20 protein-coding genes are annotated in these 20,612 nt (G+C 50.2%); 4 read left to right on the top strand and 16 right to left on the bottom strand.

Features of this window, described 5'->3' with window-relative positions; genetic code table 11:
- Positions 1–54: 54 nt before the first annotated feature.
- A complete protein-coding gene (locus tag WFK81_RS01895) occupies positions 55–885 on the top strand; it encodes a DUF2161 family putative PD-(D/E)XK-type phosphodiesterase (RefSeq protein ID WP_336784765.1) in 831 nt (276 codons plus the stop codon).
- Here WFK81_RS01895 and WFK81_RS01900 read toward each other — a convergent pair.
- The 3 genes from WFK81_RS01900 to trmL form a co-directional block, all read right to left on the bottom strand.
- Positions 869–2,068, bottom strand: a complete 1,200-nt coding sequence (locus tag WFK81_RS01900; RefSeq protein WP_336784766.1) for an aminotransferase-like domain-containing protein — start codon at positions 2,066–2,068, stop codon at positions 869–871. The two genes, WFK81_RS01895 and WFK81_RS01900, sit on opposite strands and share 17 nt — an antisense overlap.
- Before the next feature lie 420 nt (positions 2,069–2,488).
- Entirely contained in the window at positions 2,489–2,740 is a 252-nt protein-coding gene (locus WFK81_RS01905) for an AbrB/MazE/SpoVT family DNA-binding domain-containing protein (protein ID WP_336784767.1), read from the bottom strand.
- A 118-nt stretch (positions 2,741–2,858) separates the two neighbouring features.
- Positions 2,859–3,323: a tRNA (uridine(34)/cytosine(34)/5-carboxymethylaminomethyluridine(34)-2'-O)-methyltransferase TrmL gene (gene trmL / locus WFK81_RS01910; RefSeq protein WP_336784768.1), complete on the bottom strand. Its 465-nt coding sequence runs from the start codon at positions 3,321–3,323 to the stop codon at positions 2,859–2,861.
- A gap of 167 nt (positions 3,324–3,490) precedes the next feature.
- Between trmL and WFK81_RS01915 the strand changes: the two genes are divergently transcribed.
- Positions 3,491–4,207 (top strand): response regulator transcription factor, encoded by a 717-nt coding sequence (locus WFK81_RS01915; RefSeq protein ID WP_336784769.1) that lies wholly within the window; start codon positions 3,491–3,493, stop codon positions 4,205–4,207.
- A 61-nt stretch (positions 4,208–4,268) separates the two neighbouring features.
- Here WFK81_RS01915 and serC read toward each other — a convergent pair whose 3' ends face one another.
- Entirely contained in the window at positions 4,269–5,357 is a 1,089-nt protein-coding gene (gene serC, locus WFK81_RS01920; protein ID WP_336784770.1) for a 3-phosphoserine/phosphohydroxythreonine transaminase, read from the bottom strand.
- Positions 5,358–5,485: 128 nt separating this feature from the next.
- Between serC and thpR the strand changes: the two genes are divergently transcribed.
- Positions 5,486–6,064, top strand: a complete 579-nt coding sequence (gene thpR / locus WFK81_RS01925; RefSeq protein WP_336784771.1) for an RNA 2',3'-cyclic phosphodiesterase — start codon at positions 5,486–5,488, stop codon at positions 6,062–6,064.
- 47 nt (positions 6,065–6,111) lie between these two features.
- On the opposite strand, the gene glnA is transcribed toward thpR, so the two are convergent.
- The 10 genes from glnA to liaF form a co-directional block, all read right to left on the bottom strand.
- A complete protein-coding gene (gene glnA, locus WFK81_RS01930; protein WP_336784772.1) occupies positions 6,112–7,536 on the bottom strand; it encodes a type I glutamate--ammonia ligase in 1,425 nt (474 codons plus the stop codon).
- Positions 7,537–7,789: 253 nt separating this feature from the next.
- Complete coding sequence (gene aroF / locus WFK81_RS01935; RefSeq protein ID WP_336784773.1) at positions 7,790–8,851, bottom strand: 3-deoxy-7-phosphoheptulonate synthase; 1,062 nt, start codon at positions 8,849–8,851, stop codon at positions 7,790–7,792.
- A gap of 850 nt (positions 8,852–9,701) precedes the next feature.
- Positions 9,702–10,667: a 4-hydroxy-3-methylbut-2-enyl diphosphate reductase gene (locus WFK81_RS01940; protein WP_336784774.1), complete on the bottom strand. Its 966-nt coding sequence runs from the start codon at positions 10,665–10,667 to the stop codon at positions 9,702–9,704.
- 30 nt (positions 10,668–10,697) lie between these two features.
- Positions 10,698–12,221 carry a sensor histidine kinase gene (locus WFK81_RS01945; protein ID WP_336784775.1) on the bottom strand — a complete coding sequence of 508 codons (1,524 nt, stop codon included), beginning with the start codon at positions 12,219–12,221 and terminating at the stop codon, positions 10,698–10,700.
- 7 nt (positions 12,222–12,228) lie between these two features.
- Positions 12,229–12,921: a response regulator transcription factor gene (locus WFK81_RS01950; RefSeq protein ID WP_336784776.1), complete on the bottom strand. Its 693-nt coding sequence runs from the start codon at positions 12,919–12,921 to the stop codon at positions 12,229–12,231.
- A gap of 78 nt (positions 12,922–12,999) precedes the next feature.
- Entirely contained in the window at positions 13,000–14,634 is a 1,635-nt protein-coding gene (locus WFK81_RS01955; protein ID WP_336784777.1) for a S1C family serine protease, read from the bottom strand.
- A gap of 220 nt (positions 14,635–14,854) precedes the next feature.
- The gene (locus WFK81_RS01960) at positions 14,855–15,268 is read right to left on the bottom strand and encodes a YugN-like family protein (RefSeq protein ID WP_336784778.1); all 414 of its coding nucleotides are present in this window, start codon (positions 15,266–15,268) and stop codon (positions 14,855–14,857) included.
- Between the two features lie 74 nt (positions 15,269–15,342).
- Entirely contained in the window at positions 15,343–16,008 is a 666-nt protein-coding gene (locus WFK81_RS01965) for a response regulator transcription factor (RefSeq protein ID WP_336784779.1), read from the bottom strand.
- Complete coding sequence (locus WFK81_RS01970; protein WP_336784780.1) at positions 15,995–17,041, bottom strand: sensor histidine kinase; 1,047 nt, start codon at positions 17,039–17,041, stop codon at positions 15,995–15,997. The genes WFK81_RS01965 and WFK81_RS01970 overlap by 14 nt, the downstream gene beginning before the upstream one ends.
- A 6-nt stretch (positions 17,042–17,047) precedes the next feature.
- Positions 17,048–18,157 (bottom strand): cell wall-active antibiotics response protein LiaF, encoded by a 1,110-nt coding sequence (liaF, locus tag WFK81_RS01975; RefSeq protein WP_336784781.1) that lies wholly within the window; start codon positions 18,155–18,157, stop codon positions 17,048–17,050.
- Between the two features lie 315 nt (positions 18,158–18,472).
- Here liaF and WFK81_RS01980 point away from each other — a divergent pair, with 315 nt between their 5' ends.
- Positions 18,473–19,765: an ammonium transporter gene (locus tag WFK81_RS01980; RefSeq protein WP_336784782.1), complete on the top strand. Its 1,293-nt coding sequence runs from the start codon at positions 18,473–18,475 to the stop codon at positions 19,763–19,765.
- A gap of 63 nt (positions 19,766–19,828) precedes the next feature.
- Here the strand turns inward: WFK81_RS01980 and WFK81_RS01985 are convergent, their stop codons facing one another.
- The gene (locus tag WFK81_RS01985; protein ID WP_132307798.1) at positions 19,829–20,206 is read right to left on the bottom strand and encodes a hypothetical protein; all 378 of its coding nucleotides are present in this window, start codon (positions 20,204–20,206) and stop codon (positions 19,829–19,831) included.
- Positions 20,207–20,427: 221 nt separating this feature from the next.
- Positions 20,428–20,556 (bottom strand): hypothetical protein, encoded by a 129-nt coding sequence (locus WFK81_RS01990; RefSeq protein ID WP_336784783.1) that lies wholly within the window; start codon positions 20,554–20,556, stop codon positions 20,428–20,430.
- Between the last annotated feature and the right edge of the window lie 56 nt (positions 20,557–20,612).

Here is a 20,612-nt window from a genome sequence, read left to right on the forward strand (position 1 = left end):
CGGCAAATAACGACAAGCATTTGCTATAATGATGGGAGAAAGAGGGGAATTAACATGGCAGTTAACAAGGAAGAGGAGCTGTACAGCCCCATCAAGGCCTACTACGAAAAGTTAGGTTTTACGGTAAAAAGCGAGGTTCTCCACTGCGATTTGGTTGCAATGAAACCGGATGGCAGCGAAGCGGTTGTTGTCGAAATGAAAAAAACGTTCAATCTCGCTTTGCTGCTGCAAGGGATTGAACGTTTACGCATAAATGATCATGTTGTACTGGCCGTTGAGCGCAACCGCAAGAAAAGCGGCGCCCACAACCAGCGCTTCAGCGATATCACGGAACTGTGCCGGATGCTGGGTCTTGGCCTCATGACCGTCACCTTCTTCAAGACCAAAGCTCCGCTGATCGAAATGCTTTGCGAGCCCGGGGAGATGCCTAAGCGCGGGATCCGAAGAACCCGCCAGGCCCGGCTCCTCAGGGAATTCCGGGAACGCAGCGGCGATTACAACGTAGGCGGCAGCACCGGCCGCAAGCTCGTCACCGCCTATCGGGAGAAGGCGCTTCGGGCAGCCTACGCCATGCAGCAGGCCGGCATTCTGTCGCCAAGCCAGCTGGCGTCGCTGACGGGCAACCCGCAAAGCGCTTCGATGCTTCGAAGCAATTATTATAGTTGGTTCGAGAAGGTTGGGCGCGGCCAATACCGATTAACGGCAGCCGGAGCCTTGGCCCTGGCGGAATATGCGGAGGTAATCGCCGAATGGAAAGAGACCTTCACCCTTCCGCAGGCATCCGAGCCGAAACCGGCAAAAGCAGCTGAAGCGAAAGCCCCTAAAGCCTCCAAAGGGAAGAAGACGAACCGCGCAAAGAAGACTTCTTTTAGCTACGAGCCGTAAATTCGCGAATGGCTTCCGCCAGACGCGCAACGCCAAGCACCGTTCTTTCCCCTTTATTATGGGTGAAATTAAGCCGGGCGGTGTTTCGTTTTGGATCATAAGCATAGAAGGCGCTGCCCGGCACAAAAGCTACGCCCTTCGAGACCGCAACCCGCAGCAGCGCTTCGGCATCCAGCCCCTCGGGAAGCTCGACCCACAGGAACATGCCGCCCTTCGGCTCGATCCAATTAAGCCCTTCGATTTCTTGCGCCTTGAGCAGGCTCTGCATCTCCCGCATCCGGCCACCGTACGATTCCGAAATAATGCGAATATGTTCGTCTAGCGGGAACCGCGCGAGCAGCTGGCTTAAGATCTGCTGATCCATCGTGCTGGACTGCAGGTCGGCCGCCTGCTTCGCTTTTGCAAGCATTTTGATTACGCGGGTATCGCCGATCGCCCAGCCGGTGCGAAGTGCGGGAGCTACGATTTTCGAGAAGGTGCTTGTGTATATTACAACGCCGCTTCCAACCTGCTGCTGGTCAAGCGCAAACAGGGTTGGGTATGCCTCATTCTCATCGTATTTCAGTTCGCCGTATGGATCATCTTCAATAATAGGCACTTGATGGCCGGCGCAAATGCGCAGGATCTGCTGCCTTCTCTCCAAGCTCCAGACATTGCCTGTCGGATTGCCAAAGGTCGGAACGGCATAAATAAATTTCGGCTTATGCTGTCGGACCAGACGCTCCACATCCTCCGGAATCATGCCATGCTCATCGCTTTCCGCCGCAACAACCTTTAAACCATGCAGTTCGAATACTTGCAGACAGGCTAAATAGGTAGGCCTCTCAACCAGCACCGTGTCTCCCGGTTCGGTCAACACCTGGACAAGCAGGCTGATCGCCTGCTGGGAGCCTGTCGTCACAATCATTTCCTCCGGCTGCACGTTCATTCCCTTCTGTGCCATTCGGACGCACAGCTGCTCGCGAAGCGGCAAGTAACCTTCGGTAAGCCCATACTGCAAGGCGCTTGTACCCGCCGAGATCGCGCGGTCCGCGGCTTCCCTGACGGCCTGTACGGGAAAAAGCTCTTCCGCCGGCAGGCCGCCGGCAAAGGATACGATATCGTTGCCTTGCGTCAGCTTCAGAATATCCCTTACGACGGATGACTTAACCTGCGTCATTCTTGATGCAAATCGAAATTCCATATTTTCCCTCTCCTCCCGCAACATAAATCCATGATTTGTACTGCCACTATTGTCGCATAATAAAAAGAATTCGCGCAAACTTAAACGTTTTCTTTTCCCTAATACTTGGTTATAATGAAGCTAGCATATCGGAGGTGCACAAAATGTCTATTACTTTCGTTATTGTTATGACAGTCTTTATTTTGTTCCTGACTGCCATCTTGACGTCTTCGTACAACGACGACAAGACCAAAGGCCTTTAAAAAGGCCGCGATGAAACGGCTGCAAGGCGCGTCTCATCCGAGTGAATTCTAAGCCATTTTTATAAGGTAAAGCTTATAAATTGTTAGAATTCAAAAAAAGAAGCTTCCCTTGTACTCAGGAGAAGCTTCTTTTTTTACTTCGTATGTTTGTAATAGTGCATTATGGATAATTATTTAATTAACGGTTGTGAAGCTGTCCCATTTCATTCATGCACGGCTCGCATAGATAACGGTCCTTGAATTCCTTCACATCTTCCATTGATCCGCAGAACACGCATCTTGGACGGTAACGCTCCAAAATAATATGGTCACCTTGCACCAAAATCTCTACAGGATCCCCTTCATTCATTTGATACCGTTTACGAAGTGATTTCGGAAGGACAATTCGCCCGAGTTGATCCACCTTTCTAACCACACCTGCTGGTTTCATCTTTTCACCTCTTTATGACTGGATTTGCAAGCTAACATGAAAACATAGCACAGTAGACTTTCGATGGCCTTTTTCGAATTCCTCCCCAAGCATGGATACTCCTTAATATTATGTAAATTCAGTCCATTCCCGGGAACTTGTTCTGGCGCAGGGCCTCATACACAATAATAGCCGCCGAGTTGGAAAGATTCAGCGACCGGACATCACCCGTCATTGGCATCCGCATGCAAGTTTCCAGATTCGCATCAATCAGCTCCTGCGGAAGCCCTTTTGTTTCCTTCCCGAATACGAAGAAATCTCCGTCTTGGAATTCAAACTCCGTATACACTTTTGTAGCTCTTGTACTGGCATAAAAGAATCTTCCGTTTGGATTCGCATCCTGCAGCTCCTTGAAGGAATCATGATACTCCACATGAACCGCATGCCAATAATCCAGTCCTGCGCGCTTAAGAGTGCGGTCATCGGTCTGGAAACCAAGGGGGCGTACAAGATGCAGATGCGCTCCTGTTGCGGCGCAAGTCCGTGCAATATTGCCCGTATTTGCAGGAATTTCAGGTTCAACCAAAACAATATGAAAAGCCATAACTGTACCAACCTCACATTCTATGTCATTATACACGAAACACTGCGTTCCCGCATCAGTGCCAAAGAGGCAATTTTTACATTAGGTTAACGTACTCTTAATCTCCGCATAAATGTCTCCCCTCATAATGAAAACATCATGTAGGAGGCAAAAGGAGAATAGATACGATGAAAAAGAAAATATTGGTCGTTGATGACGAGCCATCCATCTCCATGCTTATCGAATTCAATTTGAAGCTCGCCGGTTATGATGTCCGTTGCGTAAGCGATGGCGAAGCCGTATTCGAGATGTTAAAGCCATTCCGTCCTGACCTGATCGTACTCGACTTGATGCTTCCGAAGATGGATGGCATTCAAGTATGCCGCGAGCTGCGCAAGCAGAGCAACGCGGTGCCCATCGTTATGCTGACCGCCTTGCAGGATGTCACGGACAAAATCGCCGGGCTCGATAACGGGGCAGACGATTATATGACGAAGCCATTTAGCCCGCAAGAGCTGATCTCCCGCATTCAGGCGATTTTCCGCCGTATTCAGTCCCTTCCGGGTCAAGCGGAATCAACGACATTCGATATTGGCAGATTGACGGTACGCGCCGAACAACGCGAAGTGCTGATCGACGGCCGGTCCATTGAACTGACGCCAAAGGAATTCGAGCTTCTTCTTTTCTTATGCAAGCATAGAGGCAAAGTATTAAGCCGTCAGCAGCTGCTTCACGGGGTATGGGATTACCACTTCCTCGGCGATACAAGGATCGTTGACGTTCATATCAGCCATCTTAGAGATAAAATCGAGCAAAACGCAAGAACGCCCGAGTACATTATGACGGTCCGCAATGTCGGTTACAAGCTTCACGCCCCTAATATGGCCGATTCATCACTCGCATAAACACCCCTAACAATGAAGACCGCCTTTCCGATTACGGAAATGGCGGTCTTTGTTCACTTTCTTAACCGTTACGGCGCTGGAAGTCAGCCATAAAATCAGCAAGCGCTTTGCAGCTCTCGTGCGGAACCGCGTTGTACGTCGAAGCGCGCAGACCGCCAACATCGCGGTGGCCCTTCAGGCCAACAAAACCGTTTTGCTCCGATTCCTTCACGAACAGCTTCTCGAGCTCTTCGTTTTGCATACGGAATGTGATGTTCATAAGCGATCGGCTGTCCGGATGAGCGCATCCAACGTAGAAGCCGTTGCTATGGTCGATCGCGTCGTAGATCAGCTTTGTTTTGTCGCGGTTCAGCTGCTCCATCGCAGCAACCCCGCCGTTACCCTTGATCCATTTCAGAACCAGGTTAACCATATATACCGAGAAGGAAGGCGGCGTATTGTAGAGCGACTTGTTCTTCGCGTGCGTGTCGTAGCGGAAGATAGCCGGGATATTTTTCGGGCTTTCTTGAACCAGGTCATCGCGCACGATAACAACAGTAACACCGGATGGACCAAGATTTTTTTGCGCGCCGGCATAGATAAGGCCAAATTTGCTAATATCAATAGGACGGCTCAAAATATCGCTGGACATATCGGCTACAAGCGGCACTTCGCCAAGGTTAGTCGGGAATTCCTGGAACTGCACGCCTCCGATAGTTTCATTAGATGTCAGATGAAGGTAAGCGGCATTCTCCGGCACAACAAAATCATTAACGTTAGGCATACGCATGAAGTTGTCGTTTTCCGATGAAGCGGCAATGACCGTCTCGCCGATCAACTTCGCTTCCTTAATGGCTTTGTCAGCCCAAGCGCCTGTCTTGACATAAGCGCCAGAACGGCCCGCGGACAGCAGATTCATGGGAATCATGGCAAACTGCTGGCTTGCGCCGCCTTGCAGGAAAAGGACATGATAGTTATCCGGAATACCGAACAATTCGCGCATGAGTGCTTGTGATTCATTATTCACTTGCTCATAAAGTGCGCTGCGGTGGGACATTTCCATGATGGACATTCCCGCGCCCTGATATTCGACAAATTGCTCTTGCGCCTGCTGCAGCACCTCAAGCGGTAAAGCGGCCGGTCCTGCATTGAAATTATAGGCTCGTTTCATTTCCGTTACCCACCTTTTATTTTTGTTAACCAACTCACATGATATTGATTATGATAGCAAGTTTAACGGCTGTCTTCAAGTACATTTACATAATGTTAGTGACAAAAAGTCGAACGGAGAATAATCATATGGCAGAAAACATTCGGATTTTCACCGCAATATCTATTCCAGCAAACATTACCGGACAAATCGTTAGCCATTTGCCCGATTGGCAAAATCAGCTCGCGTTTCAGAAATGGGTTGATCCCCGGGACCTGCATATTACGCTTCACTTTATCGGAGACATGGCCGTCTCCTCTATTCCCGCTATCGAGGCTGCAATGAAGGAAGCCGCTTCCCGCTCCTCCATATTTCCTTTGGAGTTGTCGAAACTTGGCGGATTTGGCCGGGAGGAACGCCCCTCCGTCTTATGGCTGGGCTTAAAGCAACTGCCCGCTGGCCTGCACAGGCTCCACCAATCGCTTGGCCAATCGCTTCATTCGGGTATTGGGTATACGCCCGAGAGCCGCCCTTACCGTCCTCACGTTACCTTAGCACGAAAATATTCAGCTAATGAACCATGCACTGCCCGCAAGCTCGAAGAGCTCTCCAGCCCCTTTCTACAGGGTCAGACAGCCTTCGACGTCACCGAAATTACTTTATACCGCACAAGACTAGGCGAAAGACCTATGTACGAACCGCTTGCGATTGCACAATTCGACAAATGAAAAGCGGACTCCCGCCAGGGAATCCGCTTGAATAAGTGCGTTTCGAATTAGCAGCCGAAATACAGGCTGTACTCGTGTGGATGAATACGGATCGATACCGCTTTTGCTTCGCTGCGTTTAACGGCAACATAGTTAGCGATGAACTCTTCCGTAAATACGCCACCTTCAGTCAAGAATGTGGAATCCGCTTCAAGAGCGTCAAGCGCTTCGTCGAGTGTACCAGGTACGCTGCGGATTTCTTTTTTCTCTTCTTCTGGCAGTTCGTAAATGTTTTTGTCGAATGGACCGTAGCCCAGAGCAACAGGATCCAGTTTACGTTTGATGCCGTCCAGACCAGCAAGCAGCATAGCTGCGAATGCCAGGTAAGGGTTAGCTGTGGAGTCCGGAGTACGGAACTCGATACGGCAGCCTTTTGGCGTTACCGATGCGATTGGAATACGTACTGCAGCGGAACGGTTACCTTTCGAGAATACGAGGTTAACCGGAGCTTCGTAACCAGGAACCAGACGTTTGAACGAGTTTGTCGAAGGGTTCGTCAAAGCGATCAGAGCTGGAGCGTGGTGCAGAATACCGCCGATGTAGTGCATAGCCAGTTGGCTCAGGTTGCCGTAAGCGCCTTTTTCATAGAACAGCGGAGTGTCGCCGTCGAAGATCGAGGAGTGAACGTGCATACCGGAACCGTTGTCGCCGAACAGCGGTTTTGGCATGAAAGTAGCCACTTTTCCGTATTGGCGAGCTGTGTTGTGAACGATATATTTGTACAGCATGAGGTTGTCAGCTGTTTTAGTCAAAGTGCTGAAACGGAAGTTGATTTCCGCTTGACCCGCAGTTGCAACTTCGTGGTGATGACGCTCAACGCGAAGGCCAACTTCTTGCATCAGGCGAACCATTTCGCTGCGGATGTCTTGTTGTTGGTCAACTGGAGCAACTGGCACGTAGCCGCCTTTTACAGGAACTTTAAAGCCCAGGTTGCCGCCTTCTTCTTTACGGTTTGTGTTCCAACCCGCTTCTTCGGAATCAACATAGAAGGAAGAAGAGTTCATTGTGCTTTCGTAGCGAACTTCGTCGAAGATGAAGAATTCGGACTCAGGCGCGAAGAATGCAGTAGTACCGATACCAGTCGTTTGCAGGTATTCTTCCGCTTTTTGAGCGATGCTGCGTGGGTCACGCTCATAACGCTCTCCGTCCGGTGTATGAATGTTACACATAATGTTCAGTGTAGGATGATCTGTGAAAGGATCAACGAATACTGCTTCAGTATCCGGCATCATTACCATGTCGGACTCTTCGATACCGCGGAAACCTGGGATCGAGGAACCGTCGAATGCTACACCGTTTACGAAAGTATCAGCGTCAACTTCTGTAGCAGGAAGAGTAATGTGGTGCGCGCGACCAGCGAGATCCACAAAACGGAAATCTACAAACTGGATGTTGTTTTCTTGAATTGTGTTCAAAACATTTTGAACTGACATCAGATATTTCCTCCATTTCCGAACATTTGCTTAGTGTTGAACAGTTATCGTTCAATTTTCGTGCTAAACTATGAGGTAATTATAAAACTACGGTTTGGCATCGTCAATACTTATGTAAGGTATTTTTTATTCATATGTGAGGTATACTTACAAGTTTAAACATTTGTTCACAATTAAGCCTTTACATTCGATCAGAAAAGCCGGGAGGCCTTGTGTATCAAGGCTTCCCGGCTTTTTATTTTTTAAATCTGGATTAAATTTTCCATTCCGCAAAAGCAGCAGCAGGCTCTTTGGGAGTGTTAAATTGCTTGCCAACGATTGGAGCCAGCTTTTCTAAATCCTTTAATAAATTAGCGAATTGGTCTGGGAACAAGGATTGTACACCGTCGCCTGTCATCGAATTATCCGGATCTGTGTGCATTTCGACGATCAGACCGTTCGCCCCTGCCGCAACGGATGCCTTGGACATCGGCTCTACCAATTCGCGGCGGCCTGTACCGTGGCTAGGGTCCGAAATGACCGGTAGATGGCTAAGCCCTTGCAGAACCGGAATCGCGGACAAGTCCAGCGTGTTTCTCGTGTAAGTTTCGAACGTTCGGATTCCGCGCTCGCATAACATAACATTCGGATTTCCGCCTGCCAGGATGTACTCCGCCGCATTCAGGAATTCGTCATACGTTGCGCTGAAGCCGCGTTTCAGCAATACCGGTGTCTTAATGGTGCCAAGCTTGCGGAGCAAGTCGAAGTTCTGCATGTTGCGCGTTCCGACCTGAAGAATATCGGCATACTCGGCGCATACATCAACATATTCTGGTGTCATGACTTCCGTAATCGTGAGCAGGCCATGCTTCTTGCCCGCTTCCGCCATCATGACCAAACCTTCCACGCCAACGCCCTGGAAGCTGTAAGGACCCGTGCGAGGCTTAAACGCACCGCCTCGGAGCACTTGCCCGCCGGCTGCCTTGACAAGTCGTGCGATCTCATCGATCTGCTCAGGCGATTCAACCGCGCAAGGCCCTCCCATAATAACAAGGTTGTCGCCGCCGATCTTTACTCCTTTAATGTCGATTACGGTATCGTCCGGATGGAAGTCGCGGCTTGCCAGCTTGTAGGACTTCGAAATCTTTATAACATTCTCTACGCCTTTCATTTGGCGCAAATGCTCCGCAAGCGTCGGCTCGGCCTTGCCGATAATTCCGATAACCGTACGGTCAGTTCCTCTCGATACATGGGCCTGCACGCCCGCTTTTTCAATATGGTTCACAATTTCTTGGATACGCTCATCCGCAATATTCGGGCTAGTAATAACGATCATGTTCATCTCTCCTTTTTCACTTCAACGCTTATACGCTTTTATGCTTTGTGGCTTTTATGCTTTTACTTGTTAAAGCAAATATACACGATGGACTTTGGTTTCGTCAATTATTATTTTCTTAAATCAGCTGCTTGGCAGCTACGGAAGTGAATATTCTTACGATCGCTGTGCTCGATAGATTCCTTGAATTAACTATTCCAAGGTTGGAATCTATCTCACAAGGCGAACGCTCCGCTTCTCCAGAACATTCACTTCCTCCGCTGCAAACCGCTTGATTTACAAAAAACAATAAAAACTCAACCTAAAGTCCGGAGAACCGGACCGCACCTTCAAACCTCCTCTAAGTCCATCCCTTACGGTCCTGAACAAAATGGTCAGATTATTGGCGGGCGATATTAGCACAGCCGGACTCTGCTCAGTTTGACGCTTAATTCCACTCTTAACGATACGCGGCATCGTTAAGCTCTATCATTTAGGGCAGAGCAGCCCCCTTTACGATGTCGCACATCGTTAAGGCACAGCTATACCACTAAAATGGCCGCATTTTCCACGCCTTCATACTTCTTAATGATGCGCGGCATCGTTAAGCTCCACCATCTAGCGCAGTACGTCCACCTTTACGATGCCGCACATCGTTAAGGTACGGCTAAACCATGGAAATGGCAGGTTTTTCACGATTTTTACGCTTCTTAACGATGCGCGGCAGCGTTAAGTACCACCATTTAGCGCAGAGCGGCTGCCTTAACGATGCCGTGCATCGTTAAGGCACAACTAAACCACGGAAATGGCGCATTTAGCCAAAAACAAAATAAATGCGGTGCATGGAGCACCGCATTTACTCTATCTTCTATTAAGCTTCGGCTGTGCTGGAAGCCGATTTGGTACGAATGGTTGGAAGGAGCTTGTTCTTGTTGACGGTACGCTTGATCTCCCACGTGGAAGGGTCGTTATGGTCGTATTGCTCCAAATACGCGATAACTTCTTTTGTAATTGGAGTTGGAGTCGACGCGCCGGAGGTTACGGCTACACGGTCAATGCCTTTGAGCCACTCCTGCTGGATCTCCGATACGTCCGCCACACGGTAAGCCGGTACTCCCGCGATTTCCTGGGATACCTGCGCTAGACGGTTGGAGTTATTGCTGCGCGGATCGCCAACAACGATACACAGTTGCGCCTGTCCGGCTTGCTCCGCTACGGCTTCTTGACGCACTTGCGTAGCTAGGCAGATCTCGTTATGAATCTCCGCCTTCGGATACGCCTCCAGAAGCTTGCTCATAATATGACGGATATCCCATTGCGACATCGTGGTCTGATTCGTAATGATAATACGGCCTTCAGGCACGTTAAGCTTGGAAATATCCTCGACGCGCTCTATCAGATGAACGCGGTCAGGCGCCACGCCAATAGCGCCTTCCGGCTCCGGATGGCCTTTTTTGCCAATATAAATAATATGATAGTCCTCGGCGACTTTCTCCCGAATCAAATCATGCGTCTTGGTTACATCCGGACAAGTTGCGTCCACAATGGTAAGGCCTTTCTCGCGCGCACGGTTGCGGACCTCGGGGGATACGCCATGGGCCGTAAAGATAACGGTACCGCCCTCCACTTGCTCCAGAATCTCCAGACGGTTCTCGCCGTCAAGCGTGATCACGCCCTCTTGCTCGAAAGCTTCGGTCACATGCGCATTATGAACAATCATGCCAAGAATATAAATCGGACGCGGAAGGTCCAGGTTTTTGGCGGTTTGCAGCGCGAGCACCATGGCATCCACTACGCCATAGCAATAGCCGCGCGGCGATATTTTAACAATTTCCACTTGTTGCACCTGCTTTCTGAATAACGAAGGTTAGTCTTCGATTCGATCGGTTCCTTCTATTATAATCGAAGCAGGCTGGGGGGAAAAGTCTATTGGCAGCCAAATGACAAACGTGGACCCTTCTTCCTCCATCGTTGTGACCTCGATCGAGCCGCGGTGTTCATCGATAATCCATTTCGCGATGGACAGGCCAAGCCCTGTGCCAACGGTCTTGCCGCGCGATTCGTCAGCCCGGTAGAACCGATCGAAGATATGCGGAACCTCCTTCGGGTTCATGCCGATTCCGGTGTCTTTAATAATAATGCCAAGCTGGTTCTCCCGGCGTGTCGCCGACATCTCGATCCAGCCGCTTGGCGTATATTTGAACGCATTCTCAATGAAGATGAAGAGCAGCTGCTGCAAATAATCCGCATTCCCGTTTACCCGGTAACCGTCGAGCGCCGACAAATCCCCGATCCGCCATTCCGCATTCCGAGGCAGCAGCCCCGCTCTGCGGCCCACTTCTTCTACAATGGGCAGCATGGGTTGCGGTGTTTTCTCCATCTCGTAACCTGCATCCGCTCTTGCCAGAGCAAGAAGGTCATTAACGAGAGTGGACATCCGCCGTGCCTCCGCCGAGATATCCTGCATCGCTTCGTTTGACAGCTCCCAGCGCTCGGTATCCAGAGCGAGTACAATATCTCCCGCTTCACCCGGGTCAAGCGTCTTTGACCACATCCGCTGCAGCAATTCGATATTGCCGCGAATCGTCGTCAGGGGAGTACGCAGCTCATGGGACGCATCGGAAACAAACCTTCGCTGCGCTTTATAGGATTCGTCCAGTCCGTTATACGCCATTTCGATGCGGGATAGCATAATATTCAGGGTATAGACCAGATGGCCGATCTCATCCTTCGGACCTTCAATCGGAATCCGCACGCTTAAATCGGAACCGCTCTGAATTTGCTCGGTGCTGCGGATAACCCGTTCGATTGGCTGCAAGGCTTTCCGTGCAAGAAACAAGCCTACTGAGAAAGCAATCATCAAACAAATTACCGAGGATGCAATGAGTATTACGCGAAGTCCCGTCAAATAATTGGTTTCGCTCGCAACGACGGTTCCTACTTGGAGCAGACCAATGATCTCCCCCTCTTCAGTATTATTCGGAATGACCCTTTGGTAAATAAGGAAGGGGAGGATTTCCCCGCTATCGGTCTTTAATGTAGCTTTCACGTAGCCATTCTTCGGATTCGACTTTGCTTCTGGAATCGGAAATTTCAATCCGTTGCTGCCCAGTTCAGCGGATTGCTTGATAACACCTTCCGTATAATTAACTAATTGGACAAAGTAATTTTTGTCTACGAAGGGCGACTTCTTCTGCAAATTGAGCTCCATTTGATTTAAGCCGTATTCATATTTATAAACGTTATAGTCATTGGCTTGGTCACGAAGCTGCTCTTTGACATCAGCAAACGTATTCATATTAACGAAGAAATAAATAGCCAAGCACAATACGATCAATGTAGCCGCAAGAATTCCGGAAAACCATAAGGTCAGACGAAGCCTGATCGTCATGTGCTAATCAACCCTCTCCCCGCAGTACGTAGCCGGTTCCGCGCACGGTTTGGATAATCCGTTTGGCTCCGCCTTCCTCCAGCTTCTGGCGGAGCATCGCGATGTACACTTCAAGCACATTCGACTCTCCGCTAAAATCATAGCCCCAGATTTTCTCCATAATGGCATCTCTCGTCAATACCCGGCGCGGATTCTGCATAAATAAGAGCAGCAAATCGTACTCCTTCGCGGTCAGCTCGATTCTTCTGCCGGAACGGATCGCTTCGCGGGAATCCAGATCCAATGCCAGATCCTCGAACACAATCTTGTTGCTGCTGGACTCGTCCATCCTGTCCGACTTACGGCGCAGCAAAGCACGGACTCGGGCCAGAAGCTCCTCCAGCGCAAAAGGTTTGATCAAGTAATCGTCCGCGCCCGCATCCAGTCCTTTGACCCGATCCGAAATATCATCTTTCGCCGTCAGCATAAGAATAGGCACGGTGCTTCCACCCTCCCGCACGCGGCGGCATACTTCCCATCCGTCTACCTGCGGCATCATCACGTCAAGTATAAGCATGTCCGGATCCGCCGTTAAGAGAAGCTTCAGGCCTTCCATTCCGTTGCTTGCCGTAGACACCTCGTACCCCTCAAACGCAAGGCTTCTTCTAAGCAAAGAAGTGATTTTCTCGTCGTCATCCACAACCATGATGTGTTGTCTCATTCTCTATTCTCCCCCTTGTATAGCTTGTCTTTTCTAGAAAAGAAGCGCAGAGACTTTCCTCTGCGCTTACTTTATCGCTTACTGAGCGTTAAATTTGTTTTTGTCGCCAATTACGACTTGCAGATCCATTTTCTCGCCTCTGCGGATAATGTTCAGAACGGCTTTATCGCCTACCTTGCGCTTTTTGATCTCGTCAATCAGCGCCTGCGTGCCGCTGAACGATTTGCCGTCAATACCTACGATGACGTCGAATTGCTTCAGATCGGCAATGTAGGCCGGAGAGTTGTAGTAAACGTTGCTGACAATCGAGCCCTGCGCTTTATCCATGCCCAATTGCTTCGCAATCGCATCCGTTACGTCACCCAGCTCTGCGCCGATGAACGGAACCGGCTCTTTTGGCACTTCCTTGTTGTTTTTGAGCGTATCCAGTACTTCCTGAATAGTGCTTGTCGGAATCGCAAAGCCAATGCCTTGTGCCTGCGAGCTGACTGCGGTGTTGATACCAACAACCTCGCCATTCACATTCAGAAGCGGACCGCCGGAGTTGCCGGGGTTAATGGAAGCATCGGTTTGGAGCAAGTGTTTGTACTCGCGCGTACCGTCCGTATCTTGAATATCGATCGGACGTTCCTTCGCGCTAAGCACGCCTACGGTTACGGTATGGTCAAAGCCATACGGATTGCCGATCGCAACGACCCAATCGCCGATGTTGATTTTATCCGAGCTGCCAAGCGGCAGTGTAGGGAATGCTTTATCGCCTGTAATCTTCAGTACGGCAAGGTCAAGATTAAAGTCGGATCCCAGAAGCTGAGCCGTAAACGGCTTGTCGTAGCCTTGTACCGTAACTTCGATTTTATCGGAATCCGCAACCACGTGCTGGTTCGTCAGAATATAGCCGTCGGATTCGAAGAAGAAGCCCGTACCTATTCCCGCCGCCTGCAGATTGCTGTCGTCTTTCTTGTTATTGTCCTGCTGCTGATTCGCGTCCGGCGCATCCTCACCGAAGAACTGCCGGAAGAACGGATCGTCCAAAATCCCGCCACCGCCGCCGTTGCTTCGTGTTTGAGGCTTCACGTAAGTCTCGATCTTCACAACCGCAGGGCTCGCTTTCTCGAAAAGCGTAGCAATGTTATCCGGTCTTGCTGCCGCTACGGACGCGCCGCCATTGCTGCTTGCCGAGCCGGATGCCGTTGAGCCCGAGCCCGCGTTAGCTGTGCTGTCTTGCTTCGAGGAAAATACCGAGTTGCTGGTAAACCAATTGTTTGTATCCGAGGCGTACATCAGACCGCCCATCAATCCGCCAACCACAACAACGCCGGCGAGGAAAGAAACAAACATTCCTTTAATCGGGCTTTTCTTTCGCGGTTCGCGGTTCTGCCAGCCGCTTTTGCCGGATTGCTGGTTATAAGTAAATGGCCTCATCGGCACCGGAGGTGTTACTTCAACCTTTGGCTGCTCAAGCTCAGGCTCGCTGTCGCCGGATGCTGCCGTGTAATAATCCTGAGGATTAGACCGGGACGGTACGCTCGCTCCGTTATCATCTTGCGCGGAAGATTTGAAAGGCCCGTATGAATAATAGTAGGAAGTTTTACCCGGAGCTTCCGATCCTTCAGCTGTTGATGCTGTGTTGTCTTCTTCGCGCGGATTGTTGTCATCGTCACCGTTAGCACGATTCTGAAAGAAATCGTCGTATTTTTTGTTCTGATCGTCCATTTCCGTTCTCCTCCTTGATCTATTCCGTTAAAGCAACCGAATCTTTCATTGATCGGCGCTTAATTCCTGTATTCCTATCATGCACATTCTACCTTAAAACAAACTTAAAATGAATTAAAACGAACATAAAAAAAACGTCTGACGACGTTATTTCTATGCACTTTTCGTATGACTCTACCAAACTCCCCATTTCTGAATAGAGAGCTTGGCGTGCGATATTCTATTGTGGGAACAGTCTTTCGACCTCTTTAAGAACTTCCTTCGCCTTGCCGACCCATTTCTGGTCCACGCGTGCATCCGGATCCGAAGGCGCCTGGAACTGGTCGAATAACGCTCCTACTACCCGGGCGCTTGCTTCCGGGTCATTACCCTCTTGGTATTCGTGCCTCAGCACGTATGGCTGCGCGAACGTAATAATGGCATTCGTATCCGCGTTAACATCCACTACGCTGCCATTCGTCACTTCAAAAGGCAGTCGAAGCCAGACTTTATTCTCTTCATCCAACGCCCGGTCAAAGGAACCGTTTGTATAGTCCCAATTGCCGCCGAGCGAGAATTGGTGCTGCTCCAGCCAGTCTCTGGAATCGGTAAATGCTTGCTGACGGGCTTCCAGCGATGACGAAAGTGGAATCATGACAGTTCAGCTCTCCTTTGGCATCTCTTGCTTATATAACCGCTAAAGGATAATATGTCCCGCCTTTTGGCCCTTTATGTGTTTTTTACCCAGCCTTTGCGATGGGCCAGCACCGCCAGCTGCGTCCGGTCCTCCAGCTCGCACTTCATCAGCAGATTGCTGACATGGGTTTTGACGGTTTTTACGCTGATATGAAGCTCTTCGCCAATCTCTTTGTTGGAGCGTCCTTCCGCAATAAGCAAAAGCACTTCCTTCTCCCGCTCCGTCAGCTCCTCGTCTCCGGATTGGGCCGTACGCTGTCGCAGGCCTCTTGTCAGTGCTTGCGAGACATCCGCCGTCATAACCGGCATGCCTTTGACCGCCCCGTGAAGCGCATAGATCAGTTCCTCCGCCGACACGGTCTTAAGGACATAACTGACCGCACCCGCTTCTATGGCTCCGTACACCTTGTCATCTTCCAGGAAGCTTGTAAGCATAATGATCTTCAAATTCGGATATTTGGCGATCAGCTGCCGGGTTGTCTCAATACCGTCCAGGCCCGGCATCATCAAGTCCATCAGGACAACATCCGGTATGCCGGAAGGCAGACCGTCCTCCAGCATCGAGATCGCAGCTTGCCCGCTTCCCGCTTCAGCTACGACCTCGAATTTGGGCTCCAGCATTATATACGTGCGCAACCCCGTTCTTACCATATCATGGTCGTCCACAATCATAACTTTTAACGTATTAGTCCCGCTCATCGTTTTCATTCCTCCGCCACATTTTCGGTATCGTCACCTTTACTCGCGTGCCGCTGCCCGGCTTGCTTATAATTTCAGCCAGGCCGCCCAGCTGCTGGGCCCGTTCCTGCATCGTAGACAATCCATATGATCCTCGCCTTACCTGATCCGCGCGGAAGCCCGCGCCATCGTCCTGCAGACTAAGCACAACTTGCCGCTCATTCTCCGTCAGACTAAGCGAGCAGCTCTTTGCGCCGGAGTGCTTCACGACATTCGCCATTGCTTCCTGAACGATAAGGAACAACTGATGCTCCTTGGCTTCCGTTAGAGGCTCTGTCAACCGCCAGTCGAATACGCCCTGCAGACCGTTCTGCCGGCAATAATCCGGGAACCATTTATCAAGGGCCTCCAGCAGCGTGCGCCCTTCAAGCTCCATCGGCCGAAGCTGCGCGATAAAGACCCGCATCTGCTTCTGCGCAAGCGTAGACATCTGAATAAGCTGATCCAGTACGGAAGCTGCCCGTTCCCGGTCGATTTCCTGAAGCTTCGGCAGCGAGGAAGCACACATGTGCATGGCGAACAGCTGCTGGCTGACCGTATCATGCAAATCCCGGGCAAGCCGTTTGCGTTCCTCCTGAACCGCGGCTTCATTAGAAGCCGCTTGCGACATCACCTGTTCTTCCCCGGTCATCTGAAGACGCTTCATTCTCTCCTGCATCAGTTCGGCAAGATCGTTAAATTCGCGGTACAGCTCCGAAAAGGAAGAGTCGCCGGATTCCGTAATCCGAACATCGAAATTTCCGTTTACCGCTTGCTTCAGAGCAAGCTGAAGCGTATCGATCCGCCTCTGAATATGCTGGCCCGTCCAGTACCCGAAGCCTGCGCTGACAAGCAGAAAGACGGACACTGCGCCATAGCGCACTTCCGTCTGTGCATAGTCCCCGTCAGCTAACCCCACCCACACGGCGATTCCTAGCAGCAGCGCGGTTACGGAGGAAGCTACAAACATCGTGAGAAGCTGCCATTTGCCGCCGCGGAACAATCGAACGATCATAGCCGTCTATCCCACCTTCGTCACACGAACATCGCCGATGAACGTGCTAACGACGAGTTTGATTTTTTTATCCGTTTCCTCATAGTAAGGGGAATGGATGTTAATGCTCTTGAACATCCCGCCTTCCTTCTGGCCCAGAATCTTCACGTCGCCCGCAAAAGCGCTCGACACGACCTGTACGCCTACCTCGTAATCGTTGGGCACATAGACTTTGACATCGCCTATAAAGGAAGAAATGCAAATCTTCGTTTCGCCATACGGTATTTGAGCTTTCGTTAAATCCACGATGGTATCGCCGATAAAATGCGATATATTAAGCGGCTTCAGCTCCCAATAATCCTGGCCGATATGAATATCTCCGATAAATCCCGATCTTGATTGCGCATGCGGATCGTGGTTCCAATATTCAAAAGAGCCGTGCTTCGCCCGCTGACGATGCTCGCGGATATGCTCCTTTACCTGCTGCTTGTGCTCCCGGATATGACGCTTTTGTTCGTGAAGCTGGCGGCGCAGTTGCTGTTTCATATCATGATGTCTCATGCGATGCAGCGGTTCCTCGCGGTAGTCCCCGGCCGGCTCACCGCGTTCGTTCCTTTCGGCAAAGCCAGAGGCTTCTCCATCACTGCCGGATTCATCCATTCCGTCCATGCTGCCCGGCTTCGTCGGATCCGGATGAAGCGGCGGGGCCGACGGCACGTCTCCTTTGTAATCGGTATAAGCATTATACGATTTCCACTCGTCGTCATATTGCGGCGGTTCATGATGGCGGTGCCTCGGACGTCGCAAGAAGCTAATGCCTACCAGGATGATGATGATCGGCCAAGCATAGGAGAGGATGTCGCTGAACGACCAGGCGAACCATTCCAGGTTATGGCCCAGGAACAGAAAGCCGAGTATAATCATTATCCCCGCCCACCAGCCGGAGCCATGCCCCTGACGGCCCGCGAGCAGTCCGTGCAGACCGATCCAGAGCAGCACGACCGGCCAATAATTGGAGATAATCTCGCCAATACTAATGTCATAATCAATCACGCCCAGTTGTTTCAATAAAAAGAATACGCCAAGGGAAATGATGACAAGACCCGATAACAGCCGGTTTAGAAAGCTTCCATTCAATATAGTCAACTCCCTGCCTGTACTTCAAAATGTCTTATTGCTACTTAGTATAGCTAATGAATGAAGGGAGATAAAGGGACGGCCGATTGAACTTGGCATCGGTCTGGAGACCGAGTCTATAATGAACTGTTAGGTCAGTTGCCAACGTTTCGAGTCCATTCCATAAAAATATGTAAAAAAAAGTTAGACTGCGTTACAAAACATTACGCTAATACGTTGACATTACTTACTTCGGCTATTTATAATGGTGAGCGGATTCATAGAGACAGAGAAACCTTACATCAATAACGACTATGAACAACGGGAGTTGAATCAATGGATGTAGCAGAACTGTCGAGAGGGCTGGATACCATATGGGTTGTCTTGACAGCAGCAATGATTTTGCTGATGGAAGGCGGATTTGCCCTGCTTGAAGCCGGTTTTGTCCGGCAGAAGAATGCGGTCAGCATTATTATGAAAGTATTTGTCGATATTGTATTTGGCGCACTTGTCTTTTATTTCTTCGGTTTTGCCATCATGTATGGCAAAGACATCGGCGGCTTGTTCGGCTCATCCGGTTTCATGCTTAACGGAGACTTGTCTCACATCAGTCTAAATATTTCCCACGAAACCTTCTGGCTGTTCCAATGCGCCTTTGTTATTGCCGTTATCTCCATCGTATCCGGAGCAGTTGCGGAACGAATTCATTTCCGCGCTTATATTTTGCTTACGATCGCCATGACCGGTCTGATCTACCCGTTGTCCGGACATTGGATATGGGCGGTTAACGGCTGGTTAGGCAAGCTTGGCATGATCGATTTTGCCGGTTCGGCAGCCATCCACGCTCTAGGCGGATTTGCAGCGCTTGCCGCAACCTTGTTTATCGGTCCGCGGATCGGCAAGTTTTCGCCTGACGGCAAAGTAAACATCGTATCTCCTTCCAACCTGCCGCTCGCATCGGTTGGCGCTTTTATTCTCTGGTTCGGCTGGTTCGGTTTTAACGCCGGAAGCACGCTTAGCGCCACCAACGCGGCAATTGGCCACATTGCCGTAACAACCATGCTGTCCGCGGCATCGGGCGGCGCAATCTGCATTTTGTTTACGATGTTCCGTTATCGGAAAGCGGACCCGCCAATGGTTATTAACGGTTCTCTCGCCGGCCTTGTCGGAATTACAGCCGGTTGCGCCTTTGTTTCTGACGGCGCTGCGATTTGGATCGGCTCTATTTGCGGGATTGCGATGGTTCTGGTTACGGAATACATGGAACGCAAACAAATCGACGACCCGGTTGGAGCTTTCGCCGTGCATGGCGTAAGCGGCAGCATCGGCACCTTGGCCGTTGGATTATGCGCAATTCCGGAGCTTTCCGAAGGCGTCGGAAACGGCTACTACGGTTTGTTGTACGGCGGCGGGTGGAATCTGCTTGGCGCCCAGGCCCTTGGGCTTGTCGTTATTGCCATTTGGGGATTTGGCCTGACATGGGCCGTATTATGGCTGATCCGCAAAGCGATGCCGGTGCGCGTATCCAAAGACGAGGAGCTTGTTGGCCTCGATGTCGGGATTCACGGCGTTCCTGCATACAGCCAGGAGAATGATTTCATTGATGTAGACCACATCACAAGAAAGTAATAGCATAAGAAAAATAACGGCGTTCCTCCGAAGGGGAACGCCGTTTATTTATAGGTATAAGTATTATCGATATAGTTCATTAACCAGGTCTCCGGAGACGGTTACGATATCTGTCGGCGACGATACCTGAATGGATCTTGCATGCTCGATCTCTAGCCGGAGCGCGCGAACCTGCTCCATCGGTTTTTTAACGAAATGGATGTACTCAACGGCCAAATGATGATCCGGCTTCCGGCCGGACAATAACCGGCGCAACGTGGACATAGACTGGTAAGCCCGTTCTTCCTTCAGACGCCGCTTCTCATAACGTTCAACCATTTGCTCGATTTCTGCGATTTCCTGCTCTTTCTTCGCTACGTACGCATCAATAAAAGGCAGCACTTCAGCCGCTTTGCGATGATGGGTCGAAGAATGATTCGTATGGATAATTGGGTCGGTCATGTCAACTCACCTGTCTTCATTGCGTGATTATTTATTACATACCTAATCATACAACAAAGAATCGCTCTTGAAAACTCAATTTATGTAACATTAGAAAATTTGACAAAAACAATATTTTCAAGTCGATCGGGTTATCTTTCTGTTGCGAAGCGCCTTTCAATGCGGGGGAATCGAAAAAAAGAGGAACCGGAGACGGCTCCTCTTGTTGATTGGTTAAGTAGTTACTTCTGTGCTTTTTGATTCGCTTGGTTAGCTGTTTTACCAGCTGTAGCGTTTTGGTTGTTGAATTCTTCAGCGAATTCAGCATTGTACTTGTTGTTTTGAGCTTTGTTGTTTTTGTTCTTAGCCATGGTAGTCACTCACCTCCCCGTCCAACCTTAGTATGGCTGCGCGAAGGCTTATTATG

The organism is Paenibacillus sp. MMO-177 (genome assembly GCF_037147795.1).
Lineage (GTDB): Bacteria > Bacillota > Bacilli > Paenibacillales > Paenibacillaceae > Pristimantibacillus.